Below are 21,198 nucleotides of genomic sequence, written 5' to 3'. Positions count from 1 at the left end.
CGGAACGCTGGCACATACGGGGGAATTGCGATCATGACCATCAGAATATTGCTCGCCGGGCTGACCTGCCTGTCGTTGGGTGCGTGCGCGATCGCGCCCGGACCGTTTCTCGACTCGGACCGGCTCGACACCAGCCGGCAGCCGCAGTACGCGGCGCCGAAGTACGAGGTCACGCCGATCGATATCGCTTACTTTGCTCAGGAGCGCGCGGCCGCGAAGCCTTCCGTCTGTCCGCTGAAGTGCCTCACGCCCGAGGAGCGAGCCACTTACGATTACCAGATCGGAGTCAACGACCAGTTGACCATCATCGTCTGGGACCATCCGGAACTGACGGGCGGCGGCGTCAACCTGCCGCCCATCCCGCAGGGAGCAGCGGGCGGCGCGACGCCGGGTAATCTGGCGTCTCCCCAGGGCAGCACGATAGCCGCGCTTTCGCCATCGACGGGCGGTGAAAGCGGCCTTGCCGTGCGCGTCGCGCGCGACGGCACGATCTTCTTCCCGCGCGCGGGCCGCGTAAAGGTACTCGGCAAGACGACGCGGCAAGTGCAGGAACTCCTGACGAAGGCGATCAGCAAGACCATTCGCGATCCGCAGATCGACGTGCGCGTGTCGGGCTTCAATAGCCAGATCGTGCAGGTGACGGGCAATGTGCGGAATCCGACGCCTGAATCGATCACCGACCTGCCGCTGTCCGTGCTCGACGCGATCAATCGCGCAGGCGGCGCGCAGACGGACGCGGATCTGCAGGACGTAGGCATCACGCGCAACGGCGTGCGCTATCGCGTCGACGTCGCTTCGTTGCTTGAAACGGGCGACCCGAACCAGAACGTGATCCTGAAAGACGGCGACCTCGTCGACATCCCCGATCGCTCGAACAGCCGCGTGTTCGTGCTCGGTGAAGTCGTCAGGCCCACTTCGCTGCCGATGAACCGCGGCAAGCTCACGCTCGCCGACGCGATCGCGGGCGTCAACAGTCTCGATGTGCGCAACGCCGATCCCCGCTCGATCTACGTGATTCGCGGCGTCGACAAGTCACTGGGCGCGGACAAGTCACCGGGCGCGGACAGGTCACTGGCGCCCGATGTGTACAGGCTCGACATGACACAGGTCGACGCGATCATGTTGATGACGCAATTCCAGCTGCAGCCGAAGGACGTGGTGTACGTGCAGGTTGCGAGCGTCGCGCGCTTCAACCGCATCCTCGACACGATCACGCCGGCACTGCAAACGCTCTTCTTTACGAAGGAACTCGCTCGCTGATGGTCGAGACGCGATGGAGAAAACAATGAGTACGTACGACATGATGGAAGACTCTCCGTCGGGCAACGACGAAGATGCGGTGATGCGCGATCTGCTGAGAATCATCATCGAGCAGATCTGGTGGGTCATCGGCATCGCGGCGCTGGTGATCGCGTGCTCGGTGCTCTACGCGCACATCCAGGTGCGCGTCTATTCCGCCGATGCGCTCGTGCAGGTCGATTCCGGCAACGGCGGCAATGCGGGCGGCAATTCGAAGCTGGCGTCGCTCGTGCCGTCGGGCGGCATGCACACCGAGGCCGAAGTCGAGATCATGAAAAGCCGCGCGGTGGTCGAGCCCGTCGTCGAGCAGTTCAAGCTGAACTTCAGCGCGTGGCCGAACACGATACCGATTCTCGGCAAGCTGACGTCGATGTTCGCGCGGCCGGGGCATCCCCTCAATGCGCTCTTCGGCATGCGCTCGTATGCGTGGGGCGGCGAGCTGTTCGCGGTCGATTCGCTCTCGGTTCCGAAGAGCCTGGAAGGCGCGATGCTGACGGTGCGCGCGCTCGGCGACGGCCGCTATCAGTTGCTCGATCCGAACGGCGCTACGCTGCTGACGGGTCGAGCCGGCACGCAGGCCGAGGGCAACGGCGTCACGCTGAAGGTGACGAAGCTCGTCGCCCGTCCGGACACCGAGTTTCATGTGATGCGCTTCAATCAGCTCGACGCCGTCCTGGGACTCGCCAACGGACTGCAAGTCACCGAGAAAGGCCACGACACGGGCATCGTGCAGCTGTCGTACATGGGCACCGATCCGCGGCAGATCACGGCGATCACGAACGCCGCCGCCGCTTCCTACCTGAAGCACCGGCAGGAAAGCGCGCAGGAAGAAGCGAGCCACATGCTGTCGTTCCTCAACAGCGAAATGCCGCGCCTGCGCGAAGAGGTGACGCGCGCAGAGACGGCGCTTTCCGAATACCAGCGCCGCAGCGGCTCGTTCCAGCCGACCCAGGAGGCGAGCATCTATCTGTCGGGCGGCATCGAGTACGAGAAGCAGATCGCGCAGTTGCGCATTGCACGCGCGCAGCTGCTCACGCGCTTCACCGAAGACAGCCCGGAAGTCAAAACCGTCGACGCGCAGCTCTCGGCGATGACCCGCGAGCGCGGCCGCTTCGAGGATCAGTTCAAGACGCTGCCCGGCTCGGAGCGCGAAGCGATGTCGCTGCAACGTGACGCCAAGGTTGCCGAAGAAATCTACGTGCTGCTGCTCAACCGCATCCAGGAGCTTTCGATCACGCGCGCGGGCACCATGGGCAACGTGCATATCATCGACGAAGCGCTGGTGCCGTCGTCGCCCGTGCGTCCGAACCCCGCGCTGATCATCTCGGCGGGCACGGTGCTGGGCATACTCGCCGGCATTCTGTTCGCGTTCTGCCGCCGCACGTTCTTCCAGGGCATCGCCGACCCCGAGTTCGTCGAGCGGCGCTTTCAGCTGCCGATTTTCGGCGCGATCGCGATGAGCCAGCAGCAGCTGCGCGGCGACCGCATGCTGCTGTCCGGTTCAGCGACGACATCGAAGCTGCCGGGCGGCAATGCTCGCAAGTTGCCGGCGGGACTGACGCGCCTCGTGAGATCGTTCGCGCTGAAAACGGGCGCGCCCGTTCGCGAGCCTGTGAATACGCAGACCATTATTCCGTCGCCGTATGCGGCCACGCGGACGCTGCTGTCGAAGACGCATCCGTTCGATATCTCCGTCGAAGGCCTGCGCGGCTTGCGCGCGTCGCTGCAATTCGGTCTGATCGATGCCGCGAACCGGATCGTCGCGTTCACGAGTCCTGCCCCATCGGACGGCAAGAGCTTCCTGTGCGCGAATCTCGCGACGCTCTTCGCGGAGTCCGGCAAGCGCGTGCTGCTGATCGACGCCGACCTGCGGCGCGGACGTCTTGCACACTACTTCGGACGCTCGCCCAACGGCGGACTGACGGAACTGCTGACGGGCCAGGTCGATCTGAAAGTCGCGACGCGCGAAACGGGCGTGTCCGGTCTGCATTTCATCGCGGCGGGCGGCTATCCGCCGAATCCATCGGAAATCCTCACGTCGAACCGCTTCGCCGAGGTGCTCGATCTGTTGTCCGCGCAATTCGATCTCGTGATCGTCGATACGCCGCCGCTGCTCGCAGCCGCCGACGCGGCGATCATCTCGAACGTTGCGGGCGCCACCGTCCTTGTGATCCGCTCGGGCGCGCATACCGAGCGCGACATCCGCATGTCGCTGAAGAAGCTGCGCCGCGCACGCGCGCATGTGATCGGTGGCGTGATGAACGCGATTCCGCCGAAGCACAGCGGACGTTATGACGGCACCGAGTACAAATATACGTATACGGCGCTCGATATCAGCCACAAGGCGGACTAGCGTCAGCTGACCTTTCGGGTCTCCCGCAAACAGGCCGCGCATCTCGTCGTCCGACGAAATGCGCGGCCTGTTTCGTTGCGGACGCACTTTGCGCATTTGCATCCGCATGCGCCGCGAGCGTGTCATGTGTGCTCGCCCGCACTTACGCGCGACCTGGAACCGGTTATTTTTTCTCAAAGGCATCATGTTGCGCTCAGCGAGGAGTCGCCATCATGAAAGTGGCTATCGTCCACGACTGGCTGGTCGTGTCCGGCGGTGCGGAAAAAGTACTGCAGCAGATCATCGAATGCTTCCCGGACGCCGACCTGTTCAGTCTGGTCGATTTTCTGGAGGACCGGTCGGTCGTGCGCGGCAAGTCCGTGCAGACCTCGTTCGTCCAGAAGCTGCCTTTCGCGCGACGCCGCTATCGCGGCTATCTGCCGCTGATGCCGCTTGCGATCGAGCAGTTCGATCTGACCGCGTACGACCTCGTCATCACCAGTTCCTATGCCGTCGCGAAGGGCGTGCTGGTCGGCCCCGATCAGACCCATGTGAGCTACGTGCATTCGCCGATCCGCTACGCGTGGGATCTGCAGCATCAATATCTGCGTGAAGCGCATCTCACGAGCGGCCCGCGTTCGTGGGCGGCCCGCCTGGTGCTGCATCGGCTGCGCAACTGGGACGCGCGCACCGCGAACGGCGTCGATCAGCTGATCGCCAATTCGCGCTTCGTCGCGCGGCGGATCATGAAGGCCTACCGCCGCGAGGCCGCCGTGGTGCCGCCGCCCGTCGACGTGCAGGCGTTCGAGATGCGCGCGAACAAGGACGATTTCTATCTGACGGCTTCGCGGATGGTGCCGTACAAGCGGATGGACCTGATCGTCGAAGCGTTCGCGGCCACGCCCGAGCGGCGCCTCGTCGTGATAGGCGACGGCCCGCAGATGGCGGAGATTCGCGCGAAGGCGAAACCCAACATCACGATCATGGGCTATCAGCCGTTCGACGTGCTGCGCGATCACATGCAGCGCGCCCGCGCGTTCGTATTCGCCGCCGAAGAAGACTTCGGGATTGCCGTCGTCGAAGCACAGGCATGCGGCACACCCGTGATCGCGTACGGCAAGGGTGGCGCGCTCGAAACCGTGATCCCGTATGGCGAGCCGTATCCGACGGGCGTGCACTTCCATGAACAGACGGTGACTTCGATGCATGCGGCCATTTCGCTTTTCGAGCAGCATAACGTCGATATCACCGCACAGGCGTGCCGCACGAATGCCGAGCGATTTTCATCGGCGATCTTCCGGCGCGCGTTCATGATCGAAGTGATGCGAACGGTCGCCGCGCATGCGCAGCCCCAGCCGCTCGATCACGAAGCGGCCGACAGGCTGCGTCTGAAGGTCGGTTGAAAAGCGATTGAAGTGCGGCAGACAGCCGGGCACACAGCCCGCTTTGCGATCGGTTATTGAAGCTCGTCGTTGTCGCCTCGAGATCACGACGACCACGGCCGCTTCCCTCACTTGCAGATCATGCCTCGCGCTGCGAGAGCGTGCTCTGCGACACGGCCATCACGCCGTCGACGCACCAGCACGACGATGGTCCGAAACGACACGCGCACGATCCATGGCCACGACACACCGCACTGATGGGCGCCTGCGTGCGTCGTCCAACAGTGCCGCCGGGAAGCGCGGCAAATAATGACGCCACCACCTGTTTGCGCTTGCGAGATGACTCCATCCGATCCGACTCACGCCGCCGTCATCGGCGACATCGTTGCGCAAGGCATCGCGCAAGTCGAAACGCCACACGCAGAAGCGGCCTTCGAGAACAAGCCACCCACTGTGCTGTTCATCGATCAGAGCGGCGAACTCGGTGGCGCCGAATTCGCACTGCTGCCGCTCGCGCGTCATTGGGCTTCGCGTGGCAACGTGTTGCTGCTTTCAGATGGCCCGTTTCGCGAGCGTCTGGAAAGCGCGGGCGTATCCGTCGATGTGTCCGCTAATGCGCGGATTTCCGGCGTGCGTCGCGATGCGCTCCGCTTCGCATGGTTAGGCGCATTGCCTGCAATCGCCGGACAGGTGGTGTCGATCGCGCGCAAGGCTCGCCGGTACGATCTCGTGTTCCTCAACTCGCAGAAAGCGCTCGTGCTGGGCGCGTTCGGCAAGCTGTTGCACGGGCGTCCCGTCGTCTGGTATCTGCACGATATTCTGTCGCGCGATCACTTCGGCAGGATGCAACTGACGATCGTGCGCTGGCTCGCGCTTCATGCCGTCGATCATGTGATCGCCAACTCGCGTGCATCGGCCGATGCACTCGTTTCATTGACGCTACGTCCTGATTACCCCGTTCGCGTCGTGCACAACGGGATCGATGCGGCTGCCTTCGCTGTGCCCGATGCGCAAGACCGCGCGGCGCTGCGCCGTCGTCTCGGTCTGCCGGAAGACGCATGGCTTGCCGGCCTGTTCGGGCGCCTCGCGCCGTGGAAAGGTCAGCACGTCGCGCTGGCGGCGCTCGCGCGGCTGCCCGGCGCGCATCTCGTGCTGGCGGGCGCGGCGCTCTTTGGCGAGCACGAATACGAGCGTGAACTGCATCGCCAGGCGCAAGCGCTGGGCGTCGCCGATCGCGTGCACTTCGCGGGCTTCTGCGACGACGTGCCCGCGTGGATGAGCGCGATGGACGTGATCGTGCATACGTCGACGGAAGCGGAGCCGTTTGGACGCGTGATCGTCGAAGGCATGATGGCGGAACGCGCTGTCATTGCGACGGCGGCGGGTGGCGTGAAAGAGATCGTCACGCACGGCGAGAACGGATGGCTCGTCGCGCCGGGCAATGTCGATGAGCTCGTCGCGGCAATGACCGCATTGCGCGATGATCCGATGCTCGCGCAACGACTCGCGGCGCAAGGACGCGCCGATGCGCAGCGGAATTTCTCCCTCGATGCGTATTTGCGGCAGATGTCTCGCGCGATCGGAGACGTTGCTGTTTGACTTGTGAAACCGTTGAAGCGGCGCTGCCTCGCTGGAGTGCGAGGCAGCGCGCGTGTCATATGCGCATCACGCGCATCATGTGCGTACTCGTGCGGGCCGGTCAGACTTGCGAATAGTCGATCGTCTCGACGCCCTTCTCCATGCCGAGCAGGCACAGGTCCGCGCCGCGCGCGGCGAAGAGGCCCACCGTGACGACGCCCGGCCACGCGTTGATCTGCGCTTCGACCGCGCGTGGATCGCTGATCCGCAGCCCCTTGACGTCGATGATCTCGTTGCCGTTGTCGGTGATATAGGGCGAGCCGTCCTTCGTCACGCGCACGACGGGCACGCCGCCCATCGCCGTGATGCGGCGGCCGATCGCCGTGCGCGCCATCGGCACGACTTCGACGGGCAGCGGAAACTGGCCGAGCACATCGACGCGCTTGCTCGCGTCGGCGATGCACACGAATTTCTCCGCTACCGACGCGACGATTTTTTCGCGCGTGAGCGCGCCACCGCCACCCTTGATCATCGCGCCGCCGTGATCGATTTCATCGGCGCCGTCGACGTACACGGGCAGCGATTCGACGTCGTTCAAATCGAAAACCTGAATGCCGTGCGATTGCAGGCGCGCCGTGGTCGCGACCGAGCTGGACACGGCGCCGCGATAGCGCGACTTGTGCGCGGCCAGCGCGTCGATGAAGCAGTTCGCGGTCGAGCCGGTGCCGACGCCGATCACAGCGCCTTGCGGTACGTTCGCGAGGACATAGTCGGCGGCAGCCTGGCCGACCAGTTGCTTGAGTTCGTCTTGAGTCATGGTGAGGAAATGCCAAGGCAGGCGGAAAAGCGCAAGTTTACCGGAGTCGGCGCGCGAGGCCGGATTTATTGCTCACGACTCGTCGCGGATGTCGCGCGCCCTTCGCGCGCGACGTGCATTCATGGCGCCGACTGAGCCGGTTCTGACGCCGCCTGCGGCATGTACTTGTCGAGCAAGGCCTGCGCAATCGCATCGGTTTGCGCGTCCGGATCGCCCGAATAGTCGGCGGGACGAAAGTGCATCTGGAACGCGGCAAAGACGCGGCGCGTCTTGTCGTCGAGCACGCCGTCCGTCGCCACTTCGTAGCCGTAGCGCGCGAGCTTCTGCTGGAGCGCGCGCACGTCGGCGCTCGCATGCGGATCGCGGCCCGCGAGTTCTTTCGCGACCGTCGCATCGTCGGGCCACGCGCCGACGCCCGCGTCGTACAGCTGCTTCCACGGAAAGAGCGGACCCGGATCGATCTTGCGTTGCGGCGCGATATCGCTGTGGCCGACGACACGCGTCGGCGGAATGCCATAGCGCGTGACAATGTCCTTTGCGAGGCGGATCATCGCGTCGACCTGCCCGGGCGGATACGGCTGCCACGTGCGGCCTTGCGGCGTGTCGATGGGGCCGACGTTCACGTTCTCGATGCCGATCGACGCGGCGTTCAGTTCCGTCGTGCCCTGCCAGTAGCTGAGGCCCGCGTGCCATGCGCGCTGCGACTCGGGCACGAGCTGCCAGACGATGGGCTCGCCGCTCTTCTCGCGCGGATGATCCGGCACGACGTAGTGCGCGCTGACCTGCTCATTCGTCAGGACATCGAGCGACTGCGCTTCGTCGATTTCGGTGTAGTGCATCACGAGAAAGCGGATGCGGGTATCGGCGTACTGCGCGTGGCGAGAGGTGTCGGCATAGTAGGTGCCGCGCTCGACGATGTTCGTCGTGCACGCAGCGGTGAGCAGCACTGCGAGCGCAACGGAGAGCGCGCGGCGAACGGCTTCGATCTGGAAAGCAGCTTGTCGATTCATAAGATCCGAACGCTACGGCCTCGGTCGTGGCTTCGCATCGTGACGGTTACTTCTTCACCGACCTCTGCCGCACGGCCTCGAACAGGCACACGCCCGAAGCGACGGAAACGTTCAGGCTCTCGACCGAGCCTGCCATCGGAATGTGCATCACCTCATCGCAGGTATCGCGCGAGAGCCTGCGCATGCCCTCGCCCTCAGCGCCCATCACGAGCGCCACGGGACCATCGAGCTTCGTCTCGTACAACGACGCCGTCGCATCGCCCGCCGTTCCGACGACCCACACGCCGGCATCCTTCAGCTCGCGCAATGCGCGCGCAAGATTTGTGACGGTGATGTAAGGCACCGTATCGGCCGCGCCGCTTGCGACTTTCGCCGCCGTCGCGTTCAGCCCGACGGCACGATCGCGCGGCGCGATGACGGCATGCGCGCCCGCCGCATCGGCGACGCGCAGACACGCGCCGAGATTGTGCGGATCGGTAACGCCGTCGAGCACCAGCAGCAACGCCGAGCCCTGAATCCCGTCGAGCAGTTCCGCGAGATTCTGCGCGAGCGGCAGGTCCCCCGCGCGCGCGACGACGCCCTGATGCCGCTCCGTATGCGCGAGGCCCCACAGGCGCGTTTCGTCGGCGGCGATCAGACGCACGCCCGCCTCTTTCGCCACGGCGAGAAACTCGTTCATCCGGCGATCGCGGCGCGACTGGTCGTAAAAGATTTCCTCGACCGTCGATGAATCGTGACGCAAGCGCGCCGTCACCGCGTGAAAACCGTAGAGAACCTTGAGACGTGACATGACTGAAACAACCTTTGAATGAGCGCGCCTGGCGAAAACGTTTGAGGCGCGCCCGATGAGAACGGGCGCCGCGCGCAGTGAAAACGCGCGCGGCGTTACAACAGAATCAACGTTTCTTGCGCGCAGGCTTCGCGGACGACTTCGACGCCGGACGCTTCTTCGACGCGCCCGCCTTGCGCGCCGCGCGCGCTTCCTTCACGGCCGCCGTTTGCGCAGGCGCGGCCTTCTTGCGGCGCGCGCCATCGACAGGCTCCGCGCGTTCGATCGAACGCATGCGCGGACCGCCGAGATCGTTTGCCTTCTCCGCCGACGTCGCGCGATGCGCTTGCGGCTTCACAGGCAGATCGCGCACGAGACGGAAATCGATCTTGCGCGCGTCGAGATCGACGCGGCTCACCTGCACGCGCACGCGATCCGACAAACGATAGCGAATGCCCGTACGTTCGCCGCGCAGTTCGTTCTTGATCTCGTCGTACTGGAAGTAATCGGAGCCGAGTTCCGTCACATGCACGAGCCCTTCGATGAAGAGCGCATCGAGCTGCACGAAGATGCCGAACGACGTCACGCCGCTCACCATGCCGCCATATTCTTCGCCGAGCTTGTCGCGCATGAAATAGCACTTGAGCCACGCTTCGACATCGCGCGATGCCTCATCGGCGCGGCGCTCGTTCGCCGAGCAGTGCAAGCCGAGCTCTTCCCAGATTGCCGTGTTCGGACGGCCGCGGCCGCCGCGCTTTTCGTCTTCGGCCTGCAGCGCGCGGGCGCGCGGCGACAGCGCCGTGTTCAGCTCGACGCCATGCGGTGTCTTCGGCTCGTACTTGCGGCCCTGCAGGATCGCGTAAATCGCGCGGTGCGTGAGCAGATCGGGATAGCGTCGAATCGGGCTCGTGAAGTGCGCATACGCCTCATACGCGAGACCGAAGTGGCCGATGTTGTCCGGGCTGTACACAGCCTGCTGCATCGAGCGCAGCAGCATCGTCTGCAGCATCTGCGCGTCGGGCCGGTCGCGGATGTGCGCCATCAGCGCGGCGTAATCGCTCGCGTGCGGCGTGTCGCCGCCGCCGAGCGTGAGGCCCATGCCGCGCAGGAACGTGCGCAGGTTTTCGAGGCGCTCCGCCGTCGGACCCGCGTGCACGCGATACAGGCCCGGGTGCTTGTTACGCTTCATGAAGTCGGCCGCGCAGACGTTCGCGGCCAGCATGCATTCCTCGATCAGCTTGTGCGCGTCGTTGCGATGACGCGGCACGATCTGCTCGATCTTGCCCTGCGCATTGCAGACGATGTACGTCTCCGTCGTGTCGAAGTCGATCGCGCCGCGCTTCTGGCGCGCGGCGAACAGCGACTTGTAGACGCCGTACAGGTGCTGCAGTTGCGGCAGCAGCGCGGCGCGGCGCGTGGCTTCGGGACCCTTCGTGTTGGTGAGGATCGCGGCGACTTCCGTGTACGTGAGACGCGCGGCCGAATGCATCACGCCGGGATAGAACTGATACGCCTTGATCTCGCCACGCGCGGTGATCACCATGTCGCACACGAGCACGCAGCGGTCCACCTGCGGATTGAGCGAGCAGAGCCCGTTGGACAGCTTTTCCGGCAGCATCGGAATCACGCGGCGCGGGAAATACACGGACGTACTGCGCTCGATCGCATCGACATCGAGACCGCTGTCGGGCAGCACGTAATGCGACACGTCGGCGATCGCGACGATCAGGCGAAAACCATCGCCCCGTCCGACCTTGATCGGCTCGCAGTAGACGGCATCGTCGAAGTCGCGCGCGTCTTCGCCGTCGATCGTGACGAGCGGCACGTCGCGCAGATCGACGCGATGTCTGATGTCGACGGGACGCACTTCGTCCGGCAGCTTCGCGGCATCGTCGAGCGCGGCCTGGCCGAACTCGTGCGGCACGCCGTACTTGCGCACGGCGATTTCGATTTCCATGCCGGGATCGTCGATGTCGCCGAGCACTTCGACGACGCGCCCGAGCGGCTGCGAATGGCGGCTCGGAAAGTCGGTCAGCTCGACGACCACGACCTGTCCGACCTTCGCCTTCTTCGTGTTCTGTGTGATCAGGATGTCGTGGCCGATGCGCTTCTCTTCGGGCACGACGATCAGCGCGCCGTTCTCGTTCAGCAGGCGCCCGATCACGCGCTTGTTCGCGCGGTCCGTCACCTCGACGATGTGACCTTCGGGCCGCCCGCGCCGGTCATAGCCGACGATGCGCGCGAGCACGCGATCGTTGTGCATGACCTTCTGCATTTCGCCCGTCGGCAGGAACAGATCGTCCTGGCCGTCGTCGCGGATCAGAAAACCGTAGCCGTCGCGATGGCCCTGCACGCGGCCCGCGACGAAGTTCGACGGATGGGTCAGCTGATAATGCCCGCGCTGATCGAGTCTGATCTGGCCATCGCGCTCCATCGCGGCGAGGCGCTTGAAGAACCCTTCGCGCTCCTGGCGCTTGATCGACAGTGCTTCGGCGATGTCGTTCGCTGCAAGCGGCGCCTCACTCGTGCGCAGCACGCCGAGGATTTCTTCGCGGCTTGGAATCGGATACGGATATTTGCTCAAGGGCTTGTCGATGATTGTTCTCGTTGCGTGGACGTCGGCGGGTGTGATGACGCTGCTCTATCTGACTGCAACTGCACTCGTGACTGCGACTGCTCTTTCTGATGGAAGACGGCGGCGCGGCCCCAGTAGCCCGTCATGCGCGCGACGGGCCCATGCGCCGTGCCAGCTTTCTATTGCGGGGATTCTAACACCCGTCTTGCCCGCCACGCGCCGCCCGGCGGGCGATTGCGCGACATGCGCGCGGCGTGTTCACGCACATCGCACGTGCCGCGCGCACGTTTTCGAGAAACGCTTGACACGGTTCGTCGACACGCTATAATCTCTTTCTCTGCTTCAAACGCACCTTGCCCAGGTGGCGAAATTGGTAGACGCACTAGGTTCAGGTCCTAGCGGTGGCAACACCGTGGAGGTTCGAGTCCTCTCTTGGGCACCAGATTCAAATGAAAGCCGCCTCCGGGCGGTTTTTCATTGTTGTGAGAGCAGCGCGTCGTGCTGCGGTTCCTGAACCGCGTGTAGTGCGCTGCGGAAGTGGCAGGCCGGTTGGTCACCGGGTCGCATCGAGTCATTTGATGCGCGAACAACCAGCGAAAAGATGAAGTGTTTTTCGAAATACCGATTGACACGCAGATTCTTCTCGCTAAAATAGCGGTCTAGCTTGAGACGTGCCCAGGTGGCGGAATTGGTAGACGCACTAGGTTCAGGTCCTAGCGGTGGCAACACCGTGGAGGTTCGAGTCCTCTCCTGGGCACCACGTATTTAAAAAGGTCGGCAAATGCCGGCCTTTTTTCATTTCTGGCCCAGAAAGCAAAGCGCCTGCGCGCTTTGCGCGAGGCCTCGAAAGACTGCGCTTGCAAGAGCAGCCGCGGTCGCGCTTGTGTGACCGAGCCCTCTCTTGGATACCGCGCTCTCACAACTAAACAGATGTCCCCTGCAAAGCGAATAGCAGCTTGCGGGTTTTTTTGTTTGTGCGGTTCTTGTGCTTGCAGTCTCTTATCGAGTGGCGTCCTGCCACGCCGCACCAGATCCGATTGCCCTGCTTGTCGCGGACCACAAGAGCGGTGAACGCGCATTTGCCATTCCCGACAATTACAAAACAAAAACCATAACTAATCAAAACAACTACATTAATTACATTTACAAAACATTATTCCCGTTTCCGCGTTCGATTTCCGCGCGATTACCACCGACAAGGCGGTGTCGTTACATGCAGCCGCTTAATGGTCGGCGTACACTCGCTTCGAGCCTTCGCATACGGGGCGCGGCGTGCCGTGCAATTGCCCTTTAAACGGCATTGGGCGGCACGGGATATTGGAGACTGCAACCAGGTTACATGAGACCAGAGCAAGCGTTAAAGCGTTACTCAGGTCGACAGGAGAACAACTGAAATGAGCTGGACTCGGGAACAGAGAAACGTCACGATCGCTGCATATCTAGGCTGGACCCTCGACGCATTCGATTTCTTTCTGATGGTCTTTATCCTGAAAGATATCGCGGCGGAATTTAATACGAAAATCCCGGAAGTCGCATTCGGCATTACGCTCACGCTGGCGATGCGCCCGCTCGGCGCGCTGATTTTCGGACGTCTTGCCGACAAGTTCGGCCGCCGCCCGACCCTGATGGTCAACATCGCGTGCTACTCGCTGCTCGAACTGCTGTCGGGCTTCTCGCCGAATCTCACGACGCTGCTCGTCCTGCGCGCCTTCTTCGGCATTGCGATGGGCGGCGAATGGGGCGTCGGCTCCGCGCTGACGATGGAGACCGTGCCCCCGAAAGCGCGCGGCTTCGTATCGGGCCTGCTGCAAGCGGGCTATCCGAGCGGCTATCTGCTGGCGTCGATCGTGTTCGGCGTGCTCTATCAATACATCGGCTGGCGCGGCATGTTCTTCGTCGGCGTGCTGCCCGCGCTGCTCGTCATGTACGTGCGCGCGCACGTGAAGGAATCGCCCGCGTGGGTCGCGATGGAAAAGCACGCGCGTCCCGGCCTGCTCGTCACGCTCAAGCGCAACTGGGTGCTGTCGATCTACGCGATCATCCTGATGACGGCCTTCAACTTCTTCTCGCACGGCACGCAGGACCTGTATCCGACCTTCCTGCGCGAGCAGCATCACTTCGATCCGCACACGGTGTCGCTGATCACGATCACGCTGAACATCGGCGCGATCGTCGGCGGTCTTGCGTTCGGCGCGTTCTCGGAGCGCATCGGCCGCCGCCGCGCCATCTTCATCGCCGCGCTGATCGCACTGCCCGTGCTGCCGCTGTGGGCGTTCTCGAGCACGGCCATCGCGCTCGCGGCCGGCGCGTTCCTGATGCAGATCTCCGTGCAGGGCGCATGGGGCGTGATTCCCGTGCATCTGAACGAAATCTCGCCCGACGAAATCCGCGCAACGTTCCCCGGACTCGTCTATCAGCTCGGCAACCTGCTCGCTTCCGTCAACGCGACGATGCAGGCGTCGTTCGCCGTCAGCAATAACAACAACTACGCGATGGCGATGGCCGTGGTCGCGGGCGTCGTCGCCGTCGTGATCGCGGTGCTGATCCTCTTCAGCCGAGAACGGCGCGGCATCGATATGACACAATCCGCCGAACAGGTCACAGCGACGGTACACTGAGCACCGCGCAGCGACGAAACAAACCAGCAACGACACACGGCAGCACACGACATCACATAAGGGCGCCACGGCGCCCCAGCCAACGCAGCAACCACGAGGCCGCTCCGATTCGAATCGGAGCGGCCTTTTTTGTCCGCGTTATCTGCGAGGAGATGCGCGATCGGACGCTTTTTAGAGGAGTCCATCGACACTCATCTCTTGCCCGATCACGAGCTCCATTTTTATCCTGAAAAAAACGTACGTTTCAAAATCAAAATTTAATCGATTGTTTGCGGCCGGCAAAAAAGCCGACACAGGGAGATGCAACATGGCAACTCGCACGACGAGCCGGCCCACCGGCGACACGAAATCGCGCATCCTCGACGCAGCCGAAACGCTCTTCATCGAATGCGGCTACGAAGCGATGTCGTTGCGGCAGATCACATCGAAGGCCGAGGTCAATCTGGCCGCCGTCAACTATCACTTCGGCAGCAAGGAAGCACTGATGCACGCGATGCTGTCGCGGCGTCTCGATCTGCTGAATCAGGAACGCCTGAAGCTGCTCGACCGCTTCGACGCACTGCTCGGCCCGCGCCTCACCTGTGAGCACGTGCTCGGCGCGATGTTCATTCCGGCGCTGCGCGTGTCGCGCGATACGCGGATCGGCGGCAAGGCGTTCCTGCGGCTGCTCGGCCGCGCGTACACCGATCCCTCTTCGTTCATCCGCGAATTTCTGGGCGCGCATTACGCGTCGGTATCCGAGCGCTTCTTCGATGCGTTCCAGCGCGCGCTGCCGCATCTGCCGCGCGAGGAGCTCGGCTGGCGTCTGCACTTCGCGATCGGCGCGCTGTCGGGCGTGCTCGCGGGCGCGGATACCGACAACCTCATCACCGAGTTCTCGCAAGGCAAGTCGATGAACGATCTGCAACTGATCGCGCGGCTCGCATCGCTGATCGTATCCGCGCTGAAAGCGCCGTTGCCCGATGCGAGCCAGCTCGCAACGTTCGCATCCGTCCTCGGCGACGCGGGCAGCGCCGACATCGCTTGCGATGCCGTCCGCGAAGCGCAAGCGGATGTCGCGGCGCAAAGCGCGTCGTCGGCCGCCGTTCAGGCGCAGCTGCCGACGCCCGGCACGCCGCAGCAACCGCCGATGCGCGCCGAACCCAGGCCTGACGCGCAACCATACGTCGAGCCGGCGCGCAGCGGCGAGCAAGCGGACGCATGCAATGCCGGCTCACGCTTCGCCGCGCACGGTTGACGCGGCGAATCATCGCTTGCGTGCATGAGTGGCGCGCGGTTTTATCGCGCGGCGCTGCACGGGCTGAAAGGATGGCCAAATCCAAGGCCGACCCCAAGGCCAAACAAAAGGCCGACGAAGCAGCTGCACGCCGCGCGCGACCATGCAAGCAATCGCGCGGGCACGCCGGCTGCAACGGATAACCGCAGATAACGGCGGGCACACTCGCCGCGGATCGAACAACTCGAGAACAACTCGAAGAACACGCGAGCCTCCCGCGCATCGCGGGACGCGCTCGCGGCCAGGTTCGTGTCGTTGAACAGGAGGGGTCGTCATGTCGTGGTTCATCGTTGCGCTGATCGTCGCTGCCGGGGCGCTCGTCTACGTGCGGGCGCGCGCGTCGTGGTGGCTCGCGTTTCTGATCGTGTGGGTCGCGGCCGCGCGTCTGACGAGCGCAGCAGGCACACTGACGACCACCGTCCTCGCGATCGTGTTGATCGTTCCCGCGCTGCTGCTGACGATCAGGCCGCTGCGCCGCGCGTGGGTGAGCCGGCGCGTGCTCGGCGTCTTCCGCAAGATCCTGCCGGACATGTCGCGGACCGAGCGCGACGCGATCGAAGCGGGCACCGTCTGGTGGGACGCGGCGCTCTTCTCAGGACGCCCTCACTGGGACACGCTGCTCGGTTACGGTCCGGCAAAGCTCACCGCGCAAGAGCAAGCGTTTCTCGACAACGAGTGCGAGCAGCTGTGCGATCTCGCGAACGACTGGCAAACGACGGCCGTCTGGCAGGACCTGTCGCCGCAGGCGTGGCAGTTCATCAAGGACAAGGGCTTCCTCGGGATGATCATTCCGGCGCAATACGGCGGCAAAGGCTACTCCGCGTACGCGCATTCGCAGGTCATCATGAAACTCGCCTCGCGCTGCTCGGCGGCCGCCGTGTCGGTGATGGTGCCGAACTCGCTCGGCCCCGCCGAACTGCTGCTGCAATACGGCACCGATGCGCAGAAGAACCACTATCTGCCGCGTCTCGCGCGCGGCGACGAAATCCCCTGCTTCGCGCTGACGAGCCCTTACGCGGGCTCCGACGCGGCGGCGATTCCCGACGTCGGCATCGTCTGCAACGGCACGTTCGAAGGACGCGAGACGCTCGGCTTTCGCGTGACGTGGAGCAAGCGCTACATCACGCTCGGACCCATCGCGACGGTGCTCGGCCTCGCGTTTCGCGCGCTCGATCCCGACCGTCTGCTCGGCGGCGAAGACGAACCCGGCATCACGTGCGCGCTGATTCCGACGAGCCATCCGGGCGTGAACATCGGGCGCCGCCACTGGCCGTTGAACGCCGTGTTCCAGAACGGCCCGAACTGGGGCAACGACGTGTTCATCCCGCTCGACTGGGTGATCGGCGGACGCGCTGAGGTCGGCAACGGCTGGCGCATGTTGATGGAATGCCTCGCGGCGGGCCGCGCAATCTCGCTGCCGTCGTCGAACGTGGGCATGTCGAAAGTCGCGGTGCGCGGGGTCGGCGCTTACGCGGCCGTGCGGCGGCAGTTCCGCACGCCGGTCGGCAGGTTCGAAGGCGTGCAGGAAGCGCTCGGGCGCATGGGCGGCAATCTGTACGTGATGGACGCCACGCGCCGCCTGTCCGCGCAGGCCGTCGATCTCGGCGAGAAGCCGTCGGTGATCTCGGCGATCTCGAAGTACCACATCACCGAGCGCAACCGCGAAGTGATCGACGACGGCATGGACGTCCTCGGCGGCAAGGGCATCTGCATGGGCCCGTCGAATTTCCTCGCGCGCGCGTATCAGCAGGTGCCCATCTCGATCACCGTCGAAGGCGCGAACATCCTCACGCGCTGCCTGATCATCTTCGGCCAGGGCGCGATTCGCTGTCACCCGTACGTGCTCAAGGAAATGGCCGCGGCGCGCGAGGCGGGTCATGAAGCGGGCAATGAAGCGGGTCGTGAAGCGGGCCATGAAGCGGACCACGCGAAGGCGCTGCGCGATTTCGACGAAGCGCTCTTCGGACACATCGGCTTTACGCTCTCGAACATCGTGCGCTGTTTCGTCGATAGCGTGACGGGCGGCGCGCTGATCGCGAAGCCGCAGCGCGCGCATCCACCGCTCGCGGGCTACTATCGCGCGGCGACACGCCTGTCGACGACGTTCGCGCTGCTCGCGGATGTGTCGATGTTCGTGCTCGGCGGCGACCTGAAGCGGCGCGAGCGCATCTCGGCGCGGCTCGGCGACGTGCTGTCGCAGCTCTATCTGATCTCCGCGACGCTCAAGCGTTTCGAAGACGAAGGCCGCGAGGCGAGCGATCTGCCGCTCGTGCAATGGGGCGTCGAAGACGCGCTGCATCGCGCGCAAACGGCTCTCGACGGCGTGTTGCGCAATTATCCGAACCGACTCGCCGCCGGCGTCGTGCGCGCGCTCGCGTTCCCGTTCGGCTTGCCGCATCGCGCGCCATCCGATGCGCTCGGCAGCGCCGTCGCAGAGCTGATGCAGACACCCGGCGCCGCGCGCGACCGGCTGCTCGCGGACTCGTACGTGCCGCATGTCGAGGTCGACGCGCTCGGTTATGGCGAACTCGCTTGCGAGCTTGCGCCGCGTGTCGCGCAGATCGAGCAGCGCCTGCGCGAAGCGATCCGGCATGGCCGCATCGATCCGCTGCCGCAAAGCCTCGCCGATCTCGCGGACTGGAACGAAGCGGCGCAGCAGCGCGGTTTCATCGACGAAGACGAGCGCAAGGTGCTCGACAACTACGCGCGCTTTGCCGCCGAGGTCGTGAAGGTCGACGATTTCCCCGCGGACTTCGGCATGCTCGCCGATCTGCAGCGGCGCAAGGACGCACTCGACAAGGCGACGCAGCTGGCCGCCTGATGTCTCTTGATGACATGTCGATGGCCTCCTGATGGCCGTGCGATGGTCTGCGATGGCCGCGCGATGGTCGTGCGATGGCCATGCGACGAACGCGCGACGAATGCGCAATTCGGCCGCGCTTGCGGCAAGTCACGCGCACCGTGCACACTGACGCCATCCGTCAGGCCAGGAGCCAACAACGCGATGAACGATTCCTACCTGAACTTCGTCAATTCGCCGCTGGGCGCGCGGGTCGCGCGCTCGCTCCGTTTGCCGAAGCCCGAAGTGCTGCGCCGCTATCGCGCCGATGCGCCCGAATTCGACGGCATCGTCGCCGTCGGCGCGGGGCCGTCGCCGCAACTGCTCGACGCGCTCGCCGGCGTGATCGCGCGTATCGGCATGACGAGCGTCGCGCACGCGGGCGCGAGCGCGTGGGTCCCGCTCGCGAACCGCCACGGCCTGATGACCGGCCGCTTCGAGCCCGCCGATCCCACAGCGGGCTCACAGGCGCGCGTGCGGGCGCTCGTGTTCGACGCGAGCGGCATCGCGGACAGCGCGCAGCTCGACACCCTGTACGCGTTCTTTCACGACGCGCTGCGCTCGCTCGACAAGTGCGGACGGATCGTCGTGCTGGGCCGCCCGCCCGATGCCTGCGCGAGCCCGCGCCAATGGACCGCGCAACGCGCGCTCGAAGGCGTGACGCGCTCACTCGGCAAGGAAGCGCGGCGCGGCATCACGTCGAATCTGGTCTATGTGGCGGATGGCGCCAAAAGCAGCGCTGAAAGCAGCAACGACAGCGGCATCCAGAGCGGCATCGAATCGACCTTGCGCTTTTTCCTGTCGCCGCGCTCGGCGTATGTGTCGGGCCAGGTCGTGCGGATCGGCACGGCGCCTTCCGCGCTCGGCGACGATTTCGACTGGAGCCGGCCGCTCGCGGGCCAGCGGGCCGTCGTGACGGGCGCGGCGCGCGGCATCGGCGCGGCGATCGCGCACGTGCTCGCCGCGCAAGGCGCGCACGTGACGGGCATCGACGTGCCCGCCGCCACCGACGCGCTCGACGCCACGATGCGCCAGATCTCCGGCACGGCGCTGCCGTTCGACATCGCCGCGCCCGAAACGCCCGCGCGGATCGCAGCGGCGCTGGACGAGCTCGGCGTCGATGTGTTCGTGCACAACGCAGGCATCACGAAGGACAAGACCATCGCGAAGATGAGCGAGCCGGCGTGGCGCAACGTGATCGACATCAATCTGTCCGCGCAGGAGCGCATCGACGACGCGCTGCTCGAAGCGGGCACGCTGCGCGACGGCGGACGCATCGTCTGCGTGTCGTCGATCGGCGGCATCGCGGGCAACGTCGGGCAGACGAATTACGCGGCGTCGAAGGCGGGCGTGATCGGACGCGTGCAGAGCATGGCGCCGCATCTGGCGAAACGGCGCATCACGATCAATGCCGTCGCGCCCGGCTTCATCGAAACGCAGATGACGGCGAAGATGCCGCTCGCGATCCGCGAAGCCGGCCGCCGGATGAACTCGATGAGCCAGGGCGGCCAGCCCGTCGATGTCGCGCAGACGATCGCATGGCTCGCGCATCCGGGCTCGGCGGGCATCACGGGCCAGATCGTGCGCGTGTGCGGGCAAAGCCTGATAGGAGCGTGACGGCATGGCTCTCTTCGACTCCAGCCCGATGTTCGGCGCGCCGCGCCCGAAAACGGTCGTCCTGCCCGAACTGCCGAAGCCCGCGAAGCTGTATGCGCGCGCGCTGTCGGGCGTGGCCAAGCGCTTCCAGCGCAACCGGCCGACGGAGCTGCCCGCGCTGCGGCTCGTGCGTCCTGCCGTCACGCTCGATTCCGTCGCGATCGAACGCTACGCGCGCGTCTGCGGCTTCTTTCCCGAGCAGGGCATTCCGTTCACGTATCCGCATCTGCTCGCGTTTCCGCTGCATCTGCTGTTGCTGACGGACCCGGCGTTTCCGTGGCCCGCGCTCGGCATCGTTCACCTGGCGAACAGCGTGCGGATGCGCCGCCCGCTTGCGTTCGACGACACGCTGCGCGTCGAAGTCGAATTCGGCGCGCGACTGCGCCACGACAAAGGCCAGGCGTTCGTGATGCAGACGCGCATCTACCGGCGCGGCGAAGCCGTGTGGGACGGCGACAGCGTGTACCTGAAGCGTGGCGTCGCGGCGAACGGCGATCCGCTGAGCCCGCTCGAAAGCGATGGCAGCGCGCTCTCGCGCAGCTCGCGCTGGCAGTTGCCCGCGCAACTGGGCCGCGACTACGCGCGCGCATCGGGCGATTACAACCCGATCCACCTGTCGATGCTGTCCGCGAAAGCGTTCGGCTTTCCGCGCGCGATCGCGCACGGCATGTGGACGCTCGCGCGCACGGCCGCCGCGCTGCAGCCGCCAAAGCGGCTCGCCGACGCGACGCTCGCGGGCGAATTCAGGGCGCCGATGCTGCTGCCCGGTGAAGCGTCGCTGTGGACGGCATCGCCCTCGCCGACCATGCGCGAGTTCGAAGTGCGCGATCCGCAGAGCGGCAAGCCGCATCTGCGGGGCCGGTTCCAGTGGAATCTGCAATGAGGCGGCTGGCGTGCGGCGCAGACCCGGCGGGACCCGCGCCCACAGCCCGATTACGCAACGCGATCACGCAACGCGATTACGCAACCGATCACGCAGCCGTTCACGCAATCTGCTTACGCAGCCGTTCACGCAACCGATCACGCACGCAATCCGCCATCACGATG

13 protein-coding genes and 2 tRNA genes are annotated in these 21,198 nt (G+C 64.9%); 11 read left to right on the top strand and 4 right to left on the bottom strand.

What is annotated here, in order from left to right; genetic code table 11:
• Nucleotides 1-33 precede the first annotated feature (33 nt).
• The 4 genes from GCT13_RS23885 to GCT13_RS23870 all read left to right on the top strand — a co-directional run bounded on the left by GCT13_RS23885 (nt 34) and on the right by GCT13_RS23870 (nt 6,612).
• On the top strand, nt 34-1,260 hold the full coding sequence (locus tag GCT13_RS23885; protein ID WP_152762262.1) for a polysaccharide biosynthesis/export family protein: 1,227 nt from the start codon (nt 34-36) through the stop codon (nt 1,258-1,260).
• A gap of 25 nt (nt 1,261-1,285) precedes the next feature.
• Nucleotides 1,286-3,652, top strand: a complete 2,367-nt coding sequence (locus GCT13_RS23880; protein WP_152762260.1) for a polysaccharide biosynthesis tyrosine autokinase — start codon at nt 1,286-1,288, stop codon at nt 3,650-3,652.
• Between the two features lie 212 nt (nt 3,653-3,864).
• Nucleotides 3,865-5,034: a glycosyltransferase family 4 protein gene (locus GCT13_RS23875; protein WP_152762257.1), complete on the top strand. Its 1,170-nt coding sequence runs from the start codon at nt 3,865-3,867 to the stop codon at nt 5,032-5,034.
• 318 nt (nt 5,035-5,352) lie between these two features.
• Nucleotides 5,353-6,612 carry a glycosyltransferase family 4 protein gene (locus tag GCT13_RS23870; RefSeq protein ID WP_152762255.1) on the top strand — a complete coding sequence of 420 codons (1,260 nt, stop codon included), beginning with the start codon at nt 5,353-5,355 and terminating at the stop codon, nt 6,610-6,612.
• Between the two features lie 100 nt (nt 6,613-6,712).
• On the opposite strand, the gene rpiA is transcribed toward GCT13_RS23870, so the two are convergent.
• The 4 genes from rpiA to rnr form a co-directional block, all read right to left on the bottom strand.
• Entirely contained in the window at nt 6,713-7,408 is a 696-nt protein-coding gene (gene rpiA / locus GCT13_RS23865; RefSeq protein WP_152762253.1) for a ribose-5-phosphate isomerase RpiA, read from the bottom strand.
• A gap of 119 nt (nt 7,409-7,527) precedes the next feature.
• Entirely contained in the window at nt 7,528-8,418 is an 891-nt protein-coding gene (locus tag GCT13_RS23860; RefSeq protein ID WP_152762251.1) for an N-acetylmuramoyl-L-alanine amidase, read from the bottom strand.
• 46 nt (nt 8,419-8,464) lie between these two features.
• Nucleotides 8,465-9,208, bottom strand: coding sequence for a 23S rRNA (guanosine(2251)-2'-O)-methyltransferase RlmB (gene rlmB, locus GCT13_RS23855; protein ID WP_152762249.1), 744 nt, complete (start codon nt 9,206-9,208; stop codon nt 8,465-8,467).
• A gap of 106 nt (nt 9,209-9,314) precedes the next feature.
• Complete coding sequence (rnr, locus tag GCT13_RS23850; protein ID WP_152762247.1) at nt 9,315-11,771, bottom strand: ribonuclease R; 2,457 nt, start codon at nt 11,769-11,771, stop codon at nt 9,315-9,317.
• A gap of 346 nt (nt 11,772-12,117) precedes the next feature.
• Here rnr and GCT13_RS23845 point away from each other — a divergent pair.
• The 7 genes from GCT13_RS23845 to GCT13_RS23815 all read left to right on the top strand — a co-directional run bounded on the left by GCT13_RS23845 (nt 12,118) and on the right by GCT13_RS23815 (nt 21,034).
• A tRNA-Leu gene (locus tag GCT13_RS23845) sits at nt 12,118-12,204 on the top strand.
• A 231-nt stretch (nt 12,205-12,435) separates the two neighbouring features.
• Nucleotides 12,436-12,522, top strand: a tRNA-Leu gene (locus GCT13_RS23840).
• 634 nt (nt 12,523-13,156) lie between these two features.
• The gene (locus tag GCT13_RS23835) at nt 13,157-14,380 is read left to right on the top strand and encodes an MFS transporter (protein WP_152762245.1); all 1,224 of its coding nucleotides are present in this window, start codon (nt 13,157-13,159) and stop codon (nt 14,378-14,380) included.
• Between the two features lie 307 nt (nt 14,381-14,687).
• Nucleotides 14,688-15,617, top strand: a complete 930-nt coding sequence (locus GCT13_RS23830; protein ID WP_152762243.1) for a TetR/AcrR family transcriptional regulator — start codon at nt 14,688-14,690, stop codon at nt 15,615-15,617.
• Between the two features lie 313 nt (nt 15,618-15,930).
• Nucleotides 15,931-18,477: an acyl-CoA dehydrogenase gene (locus GCT13_RS23825; protein ID WP_152762241.1), complete on the top strand. Its 2,547-nt coding sequence runs from the start codon at nt 15,931-15,933 to the stop codon at nt 18,475-18,477.
• A gap of 183 nt (nt 18,478-18,660) precedes the next feature.
• Entirely contained in the window at nt 18,661-20,112 is a 1,452-nt protein-coding gene (locus GCT13_RS23820; RefSeq protein WP_152762239.1) for a 3-oxoacyl-ACP reductase, read from the top strand.
• Nucleotides 20,113-20,116: 4 nt separating this feature from the next.
• Complete coding sequence (locus GCT13_RS23815; RefSeq protein ID WP_152762237.1) at nt 20,117-21,034, top strand: MaoC family dehydratase; 918 nt, start codon at nt 20,117-20,119, stop codon at nt 21,032-21,034.
• Nucleotides 21,035-21,198: the final 164 nt, after the last annotated feature.

This window comes from Paraburkholderia franconis (genome assembly GCF_009362735.1).
Lineage (GTDB): Bacteria > Pseudomonadota > Gammaproteobacteria > Burkholderiales > Burkholderiaceae > Paraburkholderia > Paraburkholderia franconis.
The sequence above is the reverse complement of the archived record's forward strand: the minus strand, read 5'-3'. Positions and strand labels throughout refer to the sequence as shown.

What these genes read in the sequence shown, in the direction of transcription:
- GCT13_RS23885 (WP_152762262.1), top strand. Translation starts at nt 34, where the DNA reads ATGACCATCAGAATATTGCTCGCCGGGCTGACCTGCCTGTCGTTGGGT.
- GCT13_RS23880 (WP_152762260.1), top strand. Translation starts at nt 1,286, where the DNA reads ATGAGTACGTACGACATGATGGAAGACTCTCCGTCGGGCAACGACGAA.
- GCT13_RS23875 (WP_152762257.1), top strand. Translation starts at nt 3,865, where the DNA reads ATGAAAGTGGCTATCGTCCACGACTGGCTGGTCGTGTCCGGCGGTGCG.
- GCT13_RS23870 (WP_152762255.1), top strand. Translation starts at nt 5,353, where the DNA reads ATGACTCCATCCGATCCGACTCACGCCGCCGTCATCGGCGACATCGTT.
- rpiA (WP_152762253.1), bottom strand. Translation starts at nt 7,408, where the DNA reads ATGACTCAAGACGAACTCAAGCAACTGGTCGGCCAGGCTGCCGCCGAC.
- GCT13_RS23860 (WP_152762251.1), bottom strand. Translation starts at nt 8,418, where the DNA reads ATGAATCGACAAGCTGCTTTCCAGATCGAAGCCGTTCGCCGCGCGCTC.
- rlmB (WP_152762249.1), bottom strand. Translation starts at nt 9,208, where the DNA reads ATGTCACGTCTCAAGGTTCTCTACGGTTTTCACGCGGTGACGGCGCGC.
- GCT13_RS23835 (WP_152762245.1), top strand. Translation starts at nt 13,157, where the DNA reads ATGAGCTGGACTCGGGAACAGAGAAACGTCACGATCGCTGCATATCTA.
- GCT13_RS23830 (WP_152762243.1), top strand. Translation starts at nt 14,688, where the DNA reads ATGGCAACTCGCACGACGAGCCGGCCCACCGGCGACACGAAATCGCGC.
- GCT13_RS23825 (WP_152762241.1), top strand. Translation starts at nt 15,931, where the DNA reads ATGTCGTGGTTCATCGTTGCGCTGATCGTCGCTGCCGGGGCGCTCGTC.
- GCT13_RS23820 (WP_152762239.1), top strand. Translation starts at nt 18,661, where the DNA reads ATGAACGATTCCTACCTGAACTTCGTCAATTCGCCGCTGGGCGCGCGG.
- GCT13_RS23815 (WP_152762237.1), top strand. Translation starts at nt 20,117, where the DNA reads ATGGCTCTCTTCGACTCCAGCCCGATGTTCGGCGCGCCGCGCCCGAAA.